Annotated in this window: 15 protein-coding genes; 14 read left to right on the forward strand and 1 reads right to left on the reverse strand. The window is 62.2% G+C overall.

Annotated elements, in window-relative coordinates:
- Positions 1-150: 150 nt before the first annotated feature.
- The 13 genes from BTW08_RS04045 to BTW08_RS04105 all read left to right on the forward strand — a co-directional run bounded on the left by BTW08_RS04045 (position 151) and on the right by BTW08_RS04105 (position 12,523).
- Positions 151-1,434 (forward strand): glutamate-5-semialdehyde dehydrogenase, encoded by a 1,284-nt coding sequence (locus BTW08_RS04045; protein ID WP_075561239.1) that lies wholly within the window; start codon positions 151-153, stop codon positions 1,432-1,434.
- Positions 1,421-2,146: a nicotinate-nucleotide adenylyltransferase gene (nadD, locus tag BTW08_RS04050; RefSeq protein ID WP_246837634.1), complete on the forward strand. Its 726-nt coding sequence runs from the start codon at positions 1,421-1,423 to the stop codon at positions 2,144-2,146. The genes BTW08_RS04045 and nadD overlap by 14 nt, the downstream gene beginning before the upstream one ends.
- Before the next feature lie 66 nt (positions 2,147-2,212).
- On the forward strand, positions 2,213-2,587 hold the full coding sequence (rsfS, locus tag BTW08_RS04055; RefSeq protein WP_075561240.1) for a ribosome silencing factor: 375 nt from the start codon (positions 2,213-2,215) through the stop codon (positions 2,585-2,587).
- Complete coding sequence (gene rlmH / locus BTW08_RS04060; protein WP_075561241.1) at positions 2,584-3,051, forward strand: 23S rRNA (pseudouridine(1915)-N(3))-methyltransferase RlmH; 468 nt, start codon at positions 2,584-2,586, stop codon at positions 3,049-3,051. Before rsfS ends, rlmH begins: the two co-directional genes overlap by 4 nt.
- Before the next feature lie 102 nt (positions 3,052-3,153).
- Positions 3,154-5,049, forward strand: a complete 1,896-nt coding sequence (mrdA, locus tag BTW08_RS04065; protein ID WP_075561242.1) for a penicillin-binding protein 2 — start codon at positions 3,154-3,156, stop codon at positions 5,047-5,049.
- Entirely contained in the window at positions 5,039-6,181 is a 1,143-nt protein-coding gene (gene rodA, locus BTW08_RS04070) for a rod shape-determining protein RodA (protein ID WP_075561243.1), read from the forward strand. The genes mrdA and rodA overlap by 11 nt, the downstream gene beginning before the upstream one ends.
- Positions 6,182-6,216: 35 nt before the next feature.
- Positions 6,217-7,248, forward strand: coding sequence for a lytic murein transglycosylase B (gene mltB / locus BTW08_RS04075; RefSeq protein WP_075561244.1), 1,032 nt, complete (start codon positions 6,217-6,219; stop codon positions 7,246-7,248).
- Entirely contained in the window at positions 7,245-8,309 is a 1,065-nt protein-coding gene (locus tag BTW08_RS04080; RefSeq protein ID WP_075561245.1) for a septal ring lytic transglycosylase RlpA family protein, read from the forward strand. The genes mltB and BTW08_RS04080 overlap by 4 nt, the downstream gene beginning before the upstream one ends.
- A 27-nt stretch (positions 8,310-8,336) precedes the next feature.
- A complete protein-coding gene (locus BTW08_RS04085; protein ID WP_075561246.1) occupies positions 8,337-9,557 on the forward strand; it encodes a D-alanyl-D-alanine carboxypeptidase family protein in 1,221 nt (406 codons plus the stop codon).
- A 165-nt stretch (positions 9,558-9,722) separates the two neighbouring features.
- Entirely contained in the window at positions 9,723-10,049 is a 327-nt protein-coding gene (locus tag BTW08_RS04090) for a DUF493 domain-containing protein (RefSeq protein ID WP_083627672.1), read from the forward strand.
- A 5-nt stretch (positions 10,050-10,054) separates the two neighbouring features.
- Positions 10,055-10,741 carry a lipoyl(octanoyl) transferase LipB gene (gene lipB / locus BTW08_RS04095; RefSeq protein ID WP_083627678.1) on the forward strand — a complete coding sequence of 229 codons (687 nt, stop codon included), beginning with the start codon at positions 10,055-10,057 and terminating at the stop codon, positions 10,739-10,741.
- A 34-nt stretch (positions 10,742-10,775) separates the two neighbouring features.
- Entirely contained in the window at positions 10,776-11,765 is a 990-nt protein-coding gene (gene lipA / locus BTW08_RS04100) for a lipoyl synthase (protein WP_210403187.1), read from the forward strand.
- A 221-nt stretch (positions 11,766-11,986) separates the two neighbouring features.
- Positions 11,987-12,523, forward strand: a complete 537-nt coding sequence (locus tag BTW08_RS04105; RefSeq protein ID WP_075561247.1) for a GAF domain-containing protein — start codon at positions 11,987-11,989, stop codon at positions 12,521-12,523.
- A gap of 47 nt (positions 12,524-12,570) precedes the next feature.
- On the opposite strand, the gene BTW08_RS04110 is transcribed toward BTW08_RS04105, so the two are convergent.
- A complete protein-coding gene (locus BTW08_RS04110) occupies positions 12,571-13,557 on the reverse strand; it encodes a LysR family transcriptional regulator (protein WP_075561248.1) in 987 nt (328 codons plus the stop codon).
- Between the two features lie 138 nt (positions 13,558-13,695).
- On the opposite strand from BTW08_RS04110, the gene BTW08_RS04115 reads away from it, so the two are divergent.
- Entirely contained in the window at positions 13,696-15,111 is a 1,416-nt protein-coding gene (locus tag BTW08_RS04115; protein ID WP_075561249.1) for an acetyl-CoA carboxylase biotin carboxylase subunit, read from the forward strand.
- Positions 15,112-15,170: the final 59 nt, after the last annotated feature.

Consider the following 15,170-nt stretch of genomic DNA (forward strand, 5'->3'; position numbering starts at 1 on the left):
CGACTATCGCATGCGCCCGACTGACCGTATAGCGCCGATGCGTCTGACCTGACCGTTTTTCGCCCTGGCGGGGAAGCGGCAGATTTCGATTCTGAATCGCGCCCGAAGCGAACTGTCACCGAATCATCATCGAGACGGAAAGAGTACACCATGCAGCAGACTGCGACCGCCCGGGTCGAGGACATCGTTCAGTACATGCATCTGTTGGGGCAGCGTGCTCGCACCGCCAGCGCGGCCCTGCGCCGCGTCGACAGCGGGCGCAAGAATGCTGCCCTCGAGGCTATCGTGGCCCGACTGGACGCCGCGCGTCCGGCGTTGGCGGAGGCCAACCAGCAGGATCTGCAGCGCGGTCGCGAAAACGGCCTGAACGAGGCGTTGCTGGACCGCCTGGCACTGACCCCGGAACGAATCGACGCCATGATCGCTGGCGTTCTGCAGGTGGCGGCGCTAGCCGATCCCGTCGGCCAGATCGACGGTCTCGGCTATCGGCCGAGCGGCATTCAGGTAGGTCAGATGCGGGTCCCGTTGGGTGTGATCGGCATCATCTACGAGTCGCGCCCCAACGTGACCGTCGAAGCCGCGAGTCTCTGCCTGAAATCGAGCAATGCCTGCATCCTGCGGGGAGGCTCGGAAGCCGCGGCAAGCAATGCCGCGATCGCCGAATGCATTCGCCTGGGGCTCGAGGACGCCGGCCTGCCGGAGGATGCCGTCCAGGTGGTGGCGACGACGGATCGCGCCGCCGTCGGCACCTTGATCACCATGCCCCAGTTCGTCGACGTCATCGTTCCGCGTGGCGGCAAATCGTTGATCGCCCGCGTCGCCAGTGAAGCGACGGTACCCGTGATCAAGCATCTCGATGGCATCTGTCACGTCTACATCGATGCCGGTGCGGATATCGACAAGGCGGTGGCCATCGCCGACAACGCCAAGACCCAGCGCTATTCGCCCTGCAACACCATGGAGACATTGCTGGTTCACATCGATATCGCTGCGCTGGTACTGCCGCGACTCGCCGCCATCTACCGCGACAAGGGCGTCGAAATGCGCGGATGCTCGCGTACGCTGAGCTGGATCGGCGATGCCGTCGCGGCCACGGAGGCGGACTGGACGACGGAATATCTGGCGCCCATTCTGGCGATCCGGGTCGTCGATGATTTCGATCAGGCCGTCGACCATATCAATACCCACGGCTCTCAGCATACCGATGCGATCGTCACGGAAAACCTGACCCTGTCGCGACGGTTCCTGGCCGAGGTCGATTCCAGCTCGGTCATCGTCAACGCCTCGACACGCTTTGCCGATGGCTTCGAATACGGCCTGGGCGCCGAGATCGGCATTTCGACCAACAAGCTTCATGCCCGCGGCCCGGTCGGACTCGAGGGATTGACCACCCGCAAGTACGTCGTCTTCGGGGACGGCCATGTACGGCGTTGACGTGCAGGACGTCTCCTTTCTCGAGCAGCAAGGCGCGTCCATGCCCCGTATCGCCATGTTGGGGGGGACCTTCGATCCGGTTCACATGGGGCATCTGCGCAGTGCCGTCGAGCTGGGTGAGGTGCTGGCGCTGGACGCAGTCCACATGATTCCGGTGCACGTGCCGCCGCATCGCCAGGCGCCGGGTATCTCTGCCGAGCATCGCCTGGCGATGCTGAAAGCTGGTATCGGTACCACGCCCGGGCTGGTGGCGGACGATCGTGAAGTGCGTCGCTCCGGTCACTCGTACTCCGTCGACACGCTGGCGTCATTGCGTGAAGAGTGGGGCGAACAGGCGCGGCTGGTCATGGCTGTCGGACACGACGCCTTTCTGGGACTCCCCGACTGGCATCAGCGCGAGCGTCTGCTGTCGCTCGCGCATATCGTGGTGATCGACCGGCCCGACCATGACGCGCCGTTGGAGCCAGAGTTGGCGGCATTGATCGAGGGGCGCGAGGTCTCGACGGTGGAGACGATGATGACGGCTCCGGCCGGCAACCTGTTGCGACTGCGACTGCCCAGTCGGATGGCGATTGCCGCGACCGAGGTTCGTCGACGTTTGCAGCAAGGGCTCAGCGTACGCTACCTGATCCCCGAGCCCGTCGAGCGCTATATCGAGAGCCACGGCCTCTATCGGGAGCCCGGGGCTGGCGTTCAGGCGTTATCCGAGTAAAATGCGCGACTCCCGGATTCCGGGAGTCGCGATTCCCCGTTCAAGGGGGTTATATGACGAGGAGCTATGCAGACAGATACGCTTAAATCACTGGTGGTGGAAGCGCTCGAGGAGCTGAAGGCTCGCGATGTCGTCGAGCTGGATGTGGCCGCATTGACCAGCGTCACCGATGTCATGGTGGTCGCGAGCGGAACTTCCTCGCGCCATGTGTCCGCCCTGGCCGACAACGTGGTCGAGAAGGCCAAGGATGCCGGGCTGCGTCCGCTGGGTATCGAGGGGCAGCAGGGCGGCGAGTGGGTGCTGGTCGATCTGGGTGACGTGATCGCGCATGTGATGATGCCGGAAACGCGTCAGCTCTATGATCTCGAGCGGCTCTGGGCCGACCTGCCGACCGATTCGCAGCGCACGGAAACCCCGGACCGGCAAGAACTACGCGGATGAAGATTCGACTGCTTGCCGTTGGCTCGCGCATGCCGGCGTGGGTAGAGGCGGGCGTCGAGGAGTACCGCAAACGGTTGCCGCGTGAAATGCCGTTCGAGATCGTCGAGATTGCCGCGGGCGCCCGCGGCAAGAACGCCGATGTCGCGCGGGCTATCCAGGCCGAAGGCGATCGAATGCTGGAAAAACTGCGCGATCAGGAACATATCGTCGCGCTGGAAGTCGAAGGGGCGTCCTGGTCCACGGAGCAACTGGCCGAACGCCTGGGTATCTGGCGCCAGGAAGGTCAGGATATTGCCCTGGTGGTAGGCGGGCCCGAAGGGCTCGACCCCCGTGTCGTCGCTCGCGCCCGGCAATCCTGGTCGCTCTCTGCGCTGACCCTGCCGCACCCGCTGGTGCGGGTCGTGCTGGCGGAGCAGTTCTACCGCGCCTGGTCATTGCTCTCAGGCCACCCGTACCACCGTTGATTCAGAGAGTCAGTCGCTTGTTCCCACTCGACGCTAACCAAAGCGACGCCCCTGGACGCTGCGCCCGTTCGACGTCGTCCGCACTGAATCGCCGTTCTCGCCATGCGTAAACGTCGGGAAAACGTCAAGAACCACGAGCGCGAAGTGCGTGTCTTTCGTAACCGTTCGCTGGTGGCAGTGCTGATCATCGTGTTGATGGCGGGCGCGCTTTTCTCACGTCTGGTCTATCTCCAGGTCATCGAGCACGACGTCTTCATCACGCGCTCCGACAGCAACCGCATGCGGGTCGAGCCGCTCCCGCCACGGCGAGGGCTGATCTACGACCGTAACGGCAAGCTGCTGGCGGAAAATCGGCCCACCTACAACCTCACCATCGTGCGCGAGCGTGTCGACGATCTCGATACGACGTTGCAGCGGCTGATCGATATTCTCGATCTGCCCGAGAGCGAGGTGGATGCCTTTCGCGCGCGCTCTCTGCAACGCCAGCGGCCCTATCAGCCGGCACTGTTGATGAGCGATCTGAGCGAGGATCAAATCGCGCGCCTGGCAGTGAATCGCTACCTGCTCTCAGGAGTCGAGGTCGAGGCGCAGTTGATGCGCTACTACCCCGACCCGATCGTGATGTCGCACGTGCTGGGCTACGTCGGAAGAATCAACACCGAGGAGCTGGCCGAGCTGGATCCGGGCAACTACGCCGGTACGCACTTCATCGGCAAGACGGGAGTCGAGTCCACCTACGAGGACCAGCTGCATGGCAAGGCCGGTCTGCGCAAGGTCGAGACCAATGCCCGCGGTAGAGTCCTGCGTGAGCTGGATCGGGATCCGGCGGAGCCGGGCAAGGACATCGAACTGACGATCGACAGCCGACTGCAGCACATGGCCTATGACCTGCTGGACGGCCGGCGCGGCGCGATCGTCGCGATTCAGCCCAAGACGGGCGATATTCTGGCGATGGTTTCGGCACCGGGTTTCGATATCAACAAGTTCGTGACCGGCATCTCCTACAAGGATTATCAGGCCCTGCAGAACAATCTCGACCTGCCGCTGTATAACCGCGCGGTACGAGGTCAGTATCCACCGGGGTCCACGGTCAAGCCGTTCGAAGCGTTGGGCGCCCTGCAGAATGGGGTGGTCAAACCCAACGATATCATTTACGACCCCGGCTATTTCCAGCTGCCCAACGATACCCGGCGTTACCATAACTGGTTGCGTTGGGGCCATGGTCGTGTCGACCTCGAACGGGCGCTGGAAGTCTCCAACAACACCTACTTCTATACCATGGCTTATCGGCTGGGCATCGACCGGCTCTCCGAGACCATGCATGAGTTCGGCTTTGGCGAGGTGACGTCGCTGGATGTCCAGGGCGCCTTGCCGGGCCTGATGCCCTCGCGCGAATGGAAGCGCGAGAAGTACAACCAGGCCTGGTACCCCGGTGAAACCCTTTCTGCCGGCATCGGTCAGGGTTACTTCATGGCGACGCCGTTGCAGCTGGCAACGGCCACCGCGACGCTTGCCAACCACGGGCACTGGGTACGGCCGCACCTGGCCAAGCAGGTTGGCGATGAAGCTATCGAGCCACCGTTTGCGGGTACCAAGCCGGATGTCCAGATCGACCACGCGCGCTGGTGGCAGGATGTCTATGAGGGCATGGAGGCGGTGCTTCACGGCTCCGAAGGGACCGCGCGCAAGGTCGGCGCTGGCATGCAGTACGAGATGGCGGCCAAGACCGGTACGGCCCAGGTTTTCTCGCTGGGCCAGAATCAGAAGTACGACGCCGACGAACTGACCGAACGCCTGCGCGATCATGCTCTTTTCATCGGTTTCGCCCCGGTCGACGACCCTCAGATCGCGATCGCCGTGATCGTCGAGAACGCCGGCGGCGGGGTATCCGGGCTCGGTCGTGAGCTGACCGATGCCTGGCTGCTGCCGGACAGCGAGCTGAAGAACCAGCCGGGCACCACTGTCAACGAAGAAGTCGAGAGTATCGATGGCGATTGATTTTCAACGCGTTGCACCGCGAACGCAGCGAGCGCGGGTCGGTCGCAAGCGCTCGCTTTGGCTGCGGCTGCATCTCGATCCGTGGCTGTTGGCGATTCTGCTGCTGCTGATCTCGTTCGGGCTGGTCGTACTGTACAGCGCCAGTGGCATGTCGGCGTCGACGACGATGGCTCAGGCCATTCGCATGGGCGTGGCGCTGGTGGGTGCGGTCGTCATAGCGCAGTTCTCACCCGGCATTCTCTTTCGATGGACGCCGGTGGCCTACGGTGCCGGTCTGTTGATGCTCGTCGCCGTCGAGATCATGGGAGACATCGGCATGGGCGCCCAGCGCTGGCTGGAGATCGGCCCGTTGCGGTTTCAACCCTCTGAATTGATGAAGATCGCCATGCCGATGATGTTGGCGGCCTATCTTCACCGGAGACCGCTGCCGCCGACCTGGCGCGACCTGGTGGTGTGTGCGGTGATCGTTGGTGTTCCGGTACTGCTGATCGCCCGCCAGCCTGACCTGGGGACATCGTTGCTGGTCACCTGCGCTGCGGTCTTCGTGATCCTGCTGGCGGGGCTCTCCTGGAAATTCATTCTCGCCCTGGCAGGTCTGGCGGGAGCGGCGATGCCGATGCTGTGGATCAGCATGCACGACTACCAGCGTCAGCGAGTGTTGACCTTTCTCAATCCCGAAAGCGATCCGCTGGGCGCCGGATGGAACATCATCCAGTCCAAGACGGCGATCGGTAGCGGCGGTATCGAGGGCAAGGGCTGGGGTTTGGGAACGCAATCCCAGCTCGAGTTCCTGCCCGAGCGTCATACCGACTTCATCGTCGCTGTTCTGGGTGAGGAGTTCGGGCTGATCGGCATGAGCACCATTCTGGTGCTCTATCTGTTGCTGGTCTCGCGAGGACTGGTGATGGCCAACAATGCGCAGGATACCTACGGACGCCTGCTGGCCGGCAGCATCGTGTTGACCTTCTTCATCTACGTCTTCGTGAATATCGGCATGGTGACCGGCATTCTTCCCGTGGTCGGGGTTCCATTGCCGCTGGTGAGCTACGGCGGGACCTCCAGCGTGACCTTGATGGCCGGGTTCGGTATTCTCATGTCGATTCATACGCACCGCCGTCTGTTGACACACTGACGGTGGACGAGCCGCAAGCAGGGAGCCAGTCGCGCATGCCGCTGCGTTGTAAGCAGGAACGTCGGTTTCGCATCACGCTGTTGCTGATCGGGCTGTTGTGTTCGATCGGCCCGGCGGCACAGGCGGACGACGACTTCGATCCCGCTACGCACCCCGAGGTGCGAACGATGCTCGATTCGCTCAGCAAGCAGGGTCTGGCGAGTCGCGAGCTGAATGCCGCGATGCAGGCCGCGCAGTATCGCCCGCAAGTGCTGGACGCCATGAGCCACGCCGCAGAGCGGCGGCTGCGCTGGGATGAATATCGCGATATTTTCATACAGCCACAGCGGATTCAGCAGGGTGTGGCGTTCCTGAACGAAAACCGTGACGCCCTGGCGCGGGCCGAGCGGGTTTATGGCGTGCCCCCTGAAGTGATCGTCGCGATTCTGGGTGTCGAGACCCAGTATGGCCGGCACAAGGGCACGCATCGGGTGCTCGACTCGCTGTCGACGCTGGCTTTCCATCATCCGTCCCGTGGGGCGTTCTTTCGCGGCGAGCTGGAAGCATTTCTGGGGATCACCCTGGGCCAGGGTGTCGATCCGACGACACTGCTCGGATCCTACGCAGGGGCGATGGGCTATCCCCAGTTCATTCCGACGAGCTATCGGGCCTACGCGGTCGATTTCGATGGCGATGGCCTGAAGGATCTCTGGAACAATCCGGTCGATGCCATCGGCAGTATCGCCAACTACTTCAGCGAGCATGGCTGGCAGCGCCATCAGCCGGTGCTGGTCGAGGCGAGCGGCCCGGATACGTTGCCGCCCTCCATCGACTTCAACCGCACCGAGCCACCGAATACGTCGCTCGAAGCGCTGAAGCGTGTCGGCATCGAACCGACGGCAGGAAATCTGTCGTCCTCCGACGAGGTGGTTCCACTGGCGCTGGATTTCGCCGACGGTCACGTGCGCTACGTGATGGGTTTGAACAACTTCTACGTGATTACGCGCTACAACCACAGTCATCTCTATGCCATGGCGGTGGCCACGTTGGCTCAGCGCATTCAGACGGCCATGGGTGAGGGCGCGTGACTCTATGGTGCGGCCGGTGGCGGTCGCTCGGTACGACGTTGGTGCTGGCGTTGCTGGTCGGCTGTGCAGGCGGCGGGTCGCAGAATGGTGGCGGCCGTTATGCGATGGATCAGGACGCCTATCCGGATACGCCCGAAGACGTGGCCAATGTGCCGGATGCCGTACCCAGGGTCGAGCCGCGTTCCAGAAGCGGTAACCGTTCGAGCTATTCGGTGTGGGGCAAGACCTATCACGTGCTCAACGACCCCACCGGCTATACCGCTGAAGGCCGCGCTTCCTGGTACGGGACCAAGTTCCAGGGCTACGACACGGCCAACGGCGAGACCTACGACATGTACAAGATGTCGGCGGCGCACCGTTCGCTGCCATTGCCGACCTATGCGCGGGTCACCAATCTCGATAACGGCCGCAAGGTCATCGTGCGGGTGAATGATCGTGGCCCGTTTCACAGCGATCGGCTGATCGATGTTTCCTATGCGGCCGCCGCGCGGCTGGGAATCCTCAAAGGCGGCACCGGTCGAGTCAAGGTCGAGGCGATCGACCCCGTCGCCTGGGCGCGTGATCACGATCGCTCGAACGATGCCGCCGCGCGCGTTGCCCGTAACGACTCCGACTCTCGACCCGCTACCGAACCGTCTCGATCCACCTCCGTTCGGTCGTCGTCCGCGAACGGCGCCGATCTGGACTCTGATCTGAATTACGAGTCGAGTATCGATCCCGTTCTCGCGGCGGCGAACACGAATGAGCCGGTGCAGAGGCAAGCGTCTTCATCGGCCGGCCGTGACGGGTCCTCGATGTCGCCAAAAACGTCGTCAGAAACGCCGTCGACGGCGGGGCAGCGATATGTCCAGGTGGCCGCGCTCGGTTCGCAAACCGGAGCCGAAGCATTGAAAAGCCGACTGCAGGGCTTGCTGTCGCAGCCGGTTCGCATTGACAATGCGTCTCCTCCCTATCGTGTCCAGGTCGGGCCTATCGATGACCTGGCGTCGCTCGAATCCATCAGGGCTACCCTGCGAGACGCCGGCTTCGGCCAAGTGATCTTGGTAGCACCCACTCAGTAACCCTTGTCCAGTGAGAACCCGATTGTCATGAAAGCGTTGTTCACTTCGTCTGTTTCACGCCTGGTCATCTCGGCATCGCTATGCCTGGGCCTGCTTTCATCTCCGGTCAGCGCCCAGCAGCCCACGCCGGACAGCCAGATGTCGCAGACCAATCCGAAAACGGACCAGTTGATCCCGTCGCCGCCCGATCTGGCCGCCTCTTCGTGGGTGCTGATGGATGCGTCCACGGGGCAACTGCTGGTCAATCACAATGGCGATCAGCGCCTGCCTCCGGCGAGCCTGACCAAGATGATGACGGCCTATATCGTCGAGCAATCGATCGATAGTGGCAGTATCGCCGATAGCGACATGGTCAGCGTCAGCGAGAATGCCTGGCGGACAGGCGGTTCGCGCATGTTCATCCAGGAAGGCACCCAGGTCAGCGTCGAAAATCTGCTGCGTGGCGTGGTGGTGCAGTCCGGCAACGATGCCAGTGTGGCGCTATCGGAGTACGTCGCGGGTAGCGAGTCGGCTTTCGCGGATCTGATGAATCAGCAGGCCCAGCGTATGGGCATGCAGAACAGCCATTTCATGAATCCCACCGGGCTGCCGCACGACGACCACTATTCGTCTGCTCATGACCTGGGAATTCTGGCGCGTCATATCATCACGGACTTCCCGGACCACTATCAGGTCTATTCCGAGAAGTATTTCACCTACAACGATATCCGTCAGCCCAACCGTAACCGACTGCTATGGCGCGATCCGGATGTCGACGGGCTGAAGACCGGTCATACCGAAGCCGCCGGCTTCTGTCTGGTGGCGTCCGCCAAAAAGCAGGATACGCGTCTGATTGCCGTGGTCATGGGGACCAACTCCGACGAAGCGCGCGCCGCCGAGACGCAGCGTCTGCTCAACTACGGGTTCCGCTTCTTCCAGACTCGCAAGCTTTACGATGCCGGCTCCGTGCTCAATGAAGCGCGCGTCTGGGGCGGGGACAAAGACACCGTGCGCCTCGGCGTTCAAAACGAAGTGAGCATGACCGTGCCGCGGGGCAGTGCCGACAATCTGACCGCTCGCCTCAATCTGCCGGAAACGCTGCACGCGCCGATCAAGGCAGGGCAGCAGATGGGCACGCTCGAGATCAAATCCGGTGATGAAGTGCTGGGCCAGGAGCCACTGGTGGCGCTCGAGAACGTCGAGGAAGGCAGCATCTTCAAACGCGTGTGGGATTCGATCGTCCTGTTCGTGACCGGGCTGTTCGACTGAGCGCGTCCATCGACGGGTTCGAGCCCTGCAAGCTGAACTGTGGTGCCGCTTGCCGGCGGCGCCCCATTCTCGAGCTTGCCAAAATCCGCCCCGGCTGGCATCAGTTGGTGAGCGGGTTAATGTTGAGTAGAATGGTCGGAAATCGACTGCAGTGCCTGACATCCCATGACTCGGAAATCCAAGATTCAACAGCCTCAGACCCCAAAAGCCCAGACGCCGAATGATGTCGATCTTCCCCGGCCCAAGGTCGAGTTTCCGTGCGACTACCCGATCCGCGTGGTCGGCGATGCGGCCGAAGACTTCGTCGCGGCGGTCAGCAAGGTGATCGAGCGTCACGCGCCGGGATTCGATCCGGCATCGGTCAAGCTGACCGACAGTCGCAATGCGCGTTTCCAGTCGATCCGGGTCGTCATTCATGCCACCGGGGAGGCGCAGCTGGATGCGCTGTTCCAGGATCTGAAAGCCACCGGCCGCGTCCACATGGTGCTGTGACACCGATGTCGTCACTTCCGCTTTATCGCCTCGGGCGTCAGCCCTACCTGCCGGTGTGGCAGGCGATGTCGCGCTTTACCGACGAGCGTACTGGCGAGACGCCGGATCAGCTATGGCTGGTCGAGCACGAGCCGGTCTTCACCCAGGGGCGGGCCGGCAAGCCGGAACATCTGCTGACCCCGGGAGACATCCCCGTTGTTGCCAGTGATCGTGGCGGGCAGGTGACCTATCATGGCCCCGGTCAGGTCGTGCTCTATCCGCTGCTCGATGTGCGGCGGCGGGGATTGGGGGTCCGAGAACTGGTGACGCTGCTCGAGCATGCCGTCATCGATCTGCTGGCGACACATGGGGTCGACGCCCAAGCCAGAGCGGATGCTCCCGGCGTCTATGTCGGGGCGAGAAAGGTCGCCTCTCTGGGGCTGCGTATTCGGCGCGGCTGCAGCTTTCACGGTGTTGCGCTCAACATCGATATGGATTTGTCGCCGTTCGCGCGAATCAATCCATGTGGCTATGCCGGCCTCGCGATGACCCAGTTACGCGATCAGGTGTCGGGGCCACTGTCATTCGCCCGAGAGGCCGATCGACTGGCGGCGTGTTTCGCGCAGCGGCTGTCCGCGACGCTCGATGTTCAGCAACAGTTGCCACGGGCTTTCGAACCGCCACAGGCTTTTGAACCGTTAGCGACTCTCTAGCTAGCGGCGTTCCACGACTATCAGGAAGGGACCTATGACCGAGACGACCGTCATGCCAACGCCCGAAACCAAGAAGCCGGCCCGCACCGAGCGCGGCGTCAAGTTGCGGGGTGCCGACAAGGTATCGCGGATCCCCGTCAAGGTCATTCCGACCGAAACGCTGCCGAAGAAGCCGGATTGGCTGCGCGTCCGAATGCCGGTTTCGCCGCAGGTGACCCATATCAAGCAGACGCTGCGCAAGCACGGGCTGCACACCGTCTGCGAAGAAGCGTCCTGTCCCAATCTTGGCGAATGCTTCAGCGGCGGTACGGCGACCTTCATGATCATGGGTGACATCTGCACCCGGCGCTGCCCGTTCTGTGACGTGGCGCACGGGCGGCCCAACGCGCTCAACGAGAACGAGCCTCGCGAGCTTGCCGAAGCCATTGCCGAAATGCGGCTCAACTACGTGGTGGTGACGTCCGTCGATCGTGACGATATGCGCGATGGCGGGGCACAGCACTTTGCCAACTGCATCCGCGAGATTCGCCGTGACAGTCCGAATATCGAGATCGAAGTGCTGGTGCCCGACTTCCGCGGGCGGATGCAGGTGGCTCTCGACATTCTCGAAGGCGAGGCGCCGGACGTCTTCAACCACAACCTGGAAACCGTCCCTTCGCTTTATCGCAAGGTGCGCCCCGGTGCCGATTATCAGTGGTCGCTGGATCTGTTGAAAGGTTACAAGGCACGTCGTCCGGAAGTGATGACCAAATCGGGTTTGATGCTGGGGGTCGGCGAAACCGACGAGCAGGTCATCGAGGTGATGCGGGATCTGCGTGCCCACGATGTCGACATGCTGACGTTGGGCCAATATATGCAGCCCTCGCGTAACCATCTGGCGGTCGACCGCTGGGTGCATCCCGATACCTTCGACTGGTTCGCCGAACAGGCCAGGGCGCTGGGTTTCAAGCATGTGGCATCGGGCCCGCTGGTACGCTCTTCCTACCACGCCGACAAGCAGGCGCACGGAGTCCAGGTAAAGTAGACGCCGTGGTCCTGTATTGACCGGAAAACGCGACGGGCCTGCCGAATCACGATCGGCAGGCCCGTTTTGCGTTTGATGGTCATGAACGGACTTCTGGCCAATGCGACCAGGAATGCATCCGATAACGCTGCGTCGGCGTATTCATGGAGTCGCTCAGCGAGCGACTCGACGGCTTTTCATTGATCACCCGATGGTTTCCTCGGTTATAAAGAGTTCGCACTATGAATGCACCGGAAATTCCTCGCCAAGAAGCAGAGCGTCTGATCGCCCTGCGGGGTCTGCAGCTGCTCGATTCGAACGCCGACAAGGGGTTCGACCGACTGACGGAGTTGGCGACAAAGATCTTCGATCTACCCATGGCGATGATCACATTGATCGACGAGGATCGTCAGTGGTTCAAGTCACATCAGGGGCTCAAGGTCTGCGAGACGCCGCGGCGGATCTCGTTCTGTGGGCATGTCGTTGCCGATGGTCAGCCAATGGTGATCAACAATGCGCTACGGGATCCCCGGTTCTCGGACAACCCACTGGTCACCGGGTCGCCCTTCATCCGGTTCTACGCGGGATTTCCACTATTCGTGGCTCCGGGAGTCTGTGTAGGGACGTTGTGCCTGATAGGGACGCTGCCGCGGGCCTTCGAGGACGCAGAGATGGATCGACTGAGGCTCCTCGCGGCACAGGCCGAAGAGCTGATTGAATTGCATGTACTGCGCGCCCAGGCGCGCCAGCGCGAGACTCTGGTTGGCTCCACCCACTGACGGCTCTCGCTGGAAGGCGTGCCAACGATTCTCGCTGGCCCGGCTTTTTAACTACCCTCGGCGGGAAGACACAGTAGCGTCGGCGTCTCGATCGGGGCCATCGGTTTGCGGAAATGCGCGTTCAATTCCGGTAGCAGCTCGCGTACGAAGCGCAGGAAAAGCTCCGTCACCGGCGTGGGGTAGCGATCCTTGGGGTAGACCGTGCACCACGAGCGCCTCAGCGGGAAGCCGGGAATGGTCGGACTCGCCAGCAGGCCGGATGCCAGCTCCAGTTGTACTGCCAATCGCGGCAATACGGCCACGCCAAGATGCGCCATCACGCCCTGCTTGATGGCCTCGTTGGTACCCAGCTCGATGGTATGGTGCAGGGAAATGCGTTCCCTCGCGGCAAAATCCTCGAACGCCGTCCGCGCACCGGAACCCGGTTCCCGCATCAACAGATAGTGTCGCGCGAAATCCTCGAGCGTCGCCCGATCGGCCGTCACCAGCGGATGGCCCGGCCAGACGACCGGAATCAGCTCATTGTCCAGGATGGGCATGAATACCAGGTTGGGGTCCTCCGGCACCATGCCCATGATCACCAGATCATCCCTCCTCTCCGCCAGCCGTTCCAGTGCCTGGGCCCGATTGCACACACGTAGCCGAATCTGAACCTCGGGGTAGCGAGCCCGAAAGCGCGCCAGAATATGGGGCACCACATATTGCGCGGTGGAGACGGCCGCCAGGTTGAGCTCGCCGCGAATCGTGCCGGCCAGCTCCGACAATTCCATCTGTAAACTCGAAACCTGTCCGAAGATCGACTGCGTCGACGCCGCCAGCGCGTCGGCGGCCGGCAGAATGTGCAGCGTTTTCCCGGCGTACTTGAACAGCGGCTGGGCGAGTGCCTGCTCGAGCTGTCGAATCTGGGCGCTGACCGCAGGTTGAGTCAGCCCGAGCTGTTCGGCGGCGCGCGAGTAGGATTGCTGACGGTGGACGGCCTGGAAGACCTGGAGCTGACGGAACGTCAGTCGATTGAGCAGATTGGGTCGTGACATTCGGCACGCTCTCAGGGGCAGGTATAAGGTTGAGCTTATAGGTTGGCAAAGAAATATCAATTTTTCTATTGGATCACGGATGGCTAGCGTAGAAGGAGAGACGAACGACCTGTCCACGCGCAATCCGGAGGCCAAACGGTGTTCAAGAAACTGCTTATCGCCAACCGCGGCGAGATCGCCGTGCGTATTGTACGAGCCTGCGCCGAGATGGGCATCCGGTCAGTGGCAATCTACACCGAGCCCGATCGGTTTTCGCTTCACGTCAAAGGCGCGGACGAAGCCTATTTCATGGGTGACGAACCGTTGGCGGGCTATCTCGACCCGCGACGCATCGTCAGCCTGGCGCGGGAAACGGGCTGTGACGCCATTCACCCCGGCTATGGCTTTCTGTCCGAAAGTGCCGAGTTCGCCCGGATCTGCAGTCAGGCGGGCATCGCCTTCGTGGGGCCCAGCGCCGAGGTCATTGCCAAAATGGGTGACAAGACCGCGGCGCGAGCGGCCATGCGCGAGGCGGGCGTGCCGGTCACGCCGGGTTCCGAGGGAAATCTCGCCGATCTCGACGAGGCGCTGACGGTGGCCGAGGAGATCGGGTACCCGATCATGCTCAAGGCAACCTCCGGCGGCGGTGGGCGCGGCATTCGGCGTTGCGACACGCCGGATCAGCTCGGCCAGGCCTGGGATCGGGTGATCTCCGAAGCGACCAAGGCGTTCGGCAGCGCCGAGGTGTTCATGGAAAAGTGCGTGGTCGATCCGCTGCATATTGAAGTTCAGGTGCTGGCGGACAGTCACGGCGGCGTCATTCATCTGTTCGAGCGCGACTGCTCGATCCAGCGGCGCAATCAGAAACTGATCGAAATTGCCCCCAGTCCGCAGCTGACGCCTGAGCAGCGCAGCTACGTCGGCAAGATGGCGGTGCGCGCCGCCCAGGCCGTGAGTTACGAAAACGCCGGCACCGTCGAATTTCTGGTCAAGGACAACGAAGTCTTCTTCATGGAGATGAATACCCGGGTCCAGGTCGAGCACACCATTACCGAAGCGATCACCGGCGTCGATATCGTCCGCGAGCAGCTGCGCGTCGCCGCCGGGGAGCGCCTGGCCTACCGCCAGGAGGACATTCGTCACCAGGGCTATGCCATCCAGTTCCGGATCAACGCCGAGGATCCCAAGAACGACTTTCTGCCGAGTTTCGGGCGCATCACGCGCTATTACGCGCCCGGCGGCCCCGGCGTGAGGACGGATACGGCGATCTATACCGGCTACACGATCCCCCCGTACTTCGATTCGATGTGCCTCAAGCTGATCGTCTGGGGCATGACCTGGGAGGAAACGCTCAATCGCGGTATTCGCGCGCTCAACGATATGCGCCTGCAGGGCGTGAAGACCACGGCACCGTATTATCAGGAAATTCTGCGACATCCCGAATTTCGTGCCGGCCGTTTCGATACCGGTTTCGTTCCCGCCCATCCCGAATTGCTCAACTACTCTGTCAAACGCAATCCGGAAGAGGTCGCATTGGCGATCGCCGCGGCCATCGCCGCCCACGCGGGACTCTGAATCCGTCGAATCATGATAAGCCGAAATCAGAATAGCCGGAATGGACCCGAATCAGGATC

This window comes from Salinicola sp. MH3R3-1, from assembly GCF_001937155.1.
GTDB lineage: Bacteria > Pseudomonadota > Gammaproteobacteria > Pseudomonadales > Halomonadaceae > Salinicola > Salinicola halophyticus.

Excerpts from the sequence above, each read along its gene's own strand:
- BTW08_RS04085 (WP_075561246.1), top strand. The coding sequence starts at position 8,337 with ATGAAAGCGTTGTTCACTTCGTCTGTTTCACGCCTGGTCATCTCGGCA.
- rsfS (WP_075561240.1), top strand. The coding sequence starts at position 2,213 with ATGCAGACAGATACGCTTAAATCACTGGTGGTGGAAGCGCTCGAGGAG.
- rodA (WP_075561243.1), top strand. The coding sequence starts at position 5,039 with ATGGCGATTGATTTTCAACGCGTTGCACCGCGAACGCAGCGAGCGCGG.
- lipA (WP_210403187.1), top strand. The coding sequence starts at position 10,776 with ATGACCGAGACGACCGTCATGCCAACGCCCGAAACCAAGAAGCCGGCC.
- mrdA (WP_075561242.1), top strand. The coding sequence starts at position 3,154 with ATGCGTAAACGTCGGGAAAACGTCAAGAACCACGAGCGCGAAGTGCGT.
- nadD (WP_246837634.1), top strand. The coding sequence starts at position 1,421 with ATGTACGGCGTTGACGTGCAGGACGTCTCCTTTCTCGAGCAGCAAGGC.
- rlmH (WP_075561241.1), top strand. The coding sequence starts at position 2,584 with ATGAAGATTCGACTGCTTGCCGTTGGCTCGCGCATGCCGGCGTGGGTA.
- lipB (WP_083627678.1), top strand. The coding sequence starts at position 10,055 with ATGTCGTCACTTCCGCTTTATCGCCTCGGGCGTCAGCCCTACCTGCCG.
- BTW08_RS04090 (WP_083627672.1), top strand. The coding sequence starts at position 9,723 with ATGACTCGGAAATCCAAGATTCAACAGCCTCAGACCCCAAAAGCCCAG.
- mltB (WP_075561244.1), top strand. The coding sequence starts at position 6,217 with ATGCCGCTGCGTTGTAAGCAGGAACGTCGGTTTCGCATCACGCTGTTG.
- BTW08_RS04105 (WP_075561247.1), top strand. The coding sequence starts at position 11,987 with ATGAATGCACCGGAAATTCCTCGCCAAGAAGCAGAGCGTCTGATCGCC.
- BTW08_RS04110 (WP_075561248.1), bottom strand. The coding sequence starts at position 13,557 with ATGTCACGACCCAATCTGCTCAATCGACTGACGTTCCGTCAGCTCCAG.
- BTW08_RS04045 (WP_075561239.1), top strand. The coding sequence starts at position 151 with ATGCAGCAGACTGCGACCGCCCGGGTCGAGGACATCGTTCAGTACATG.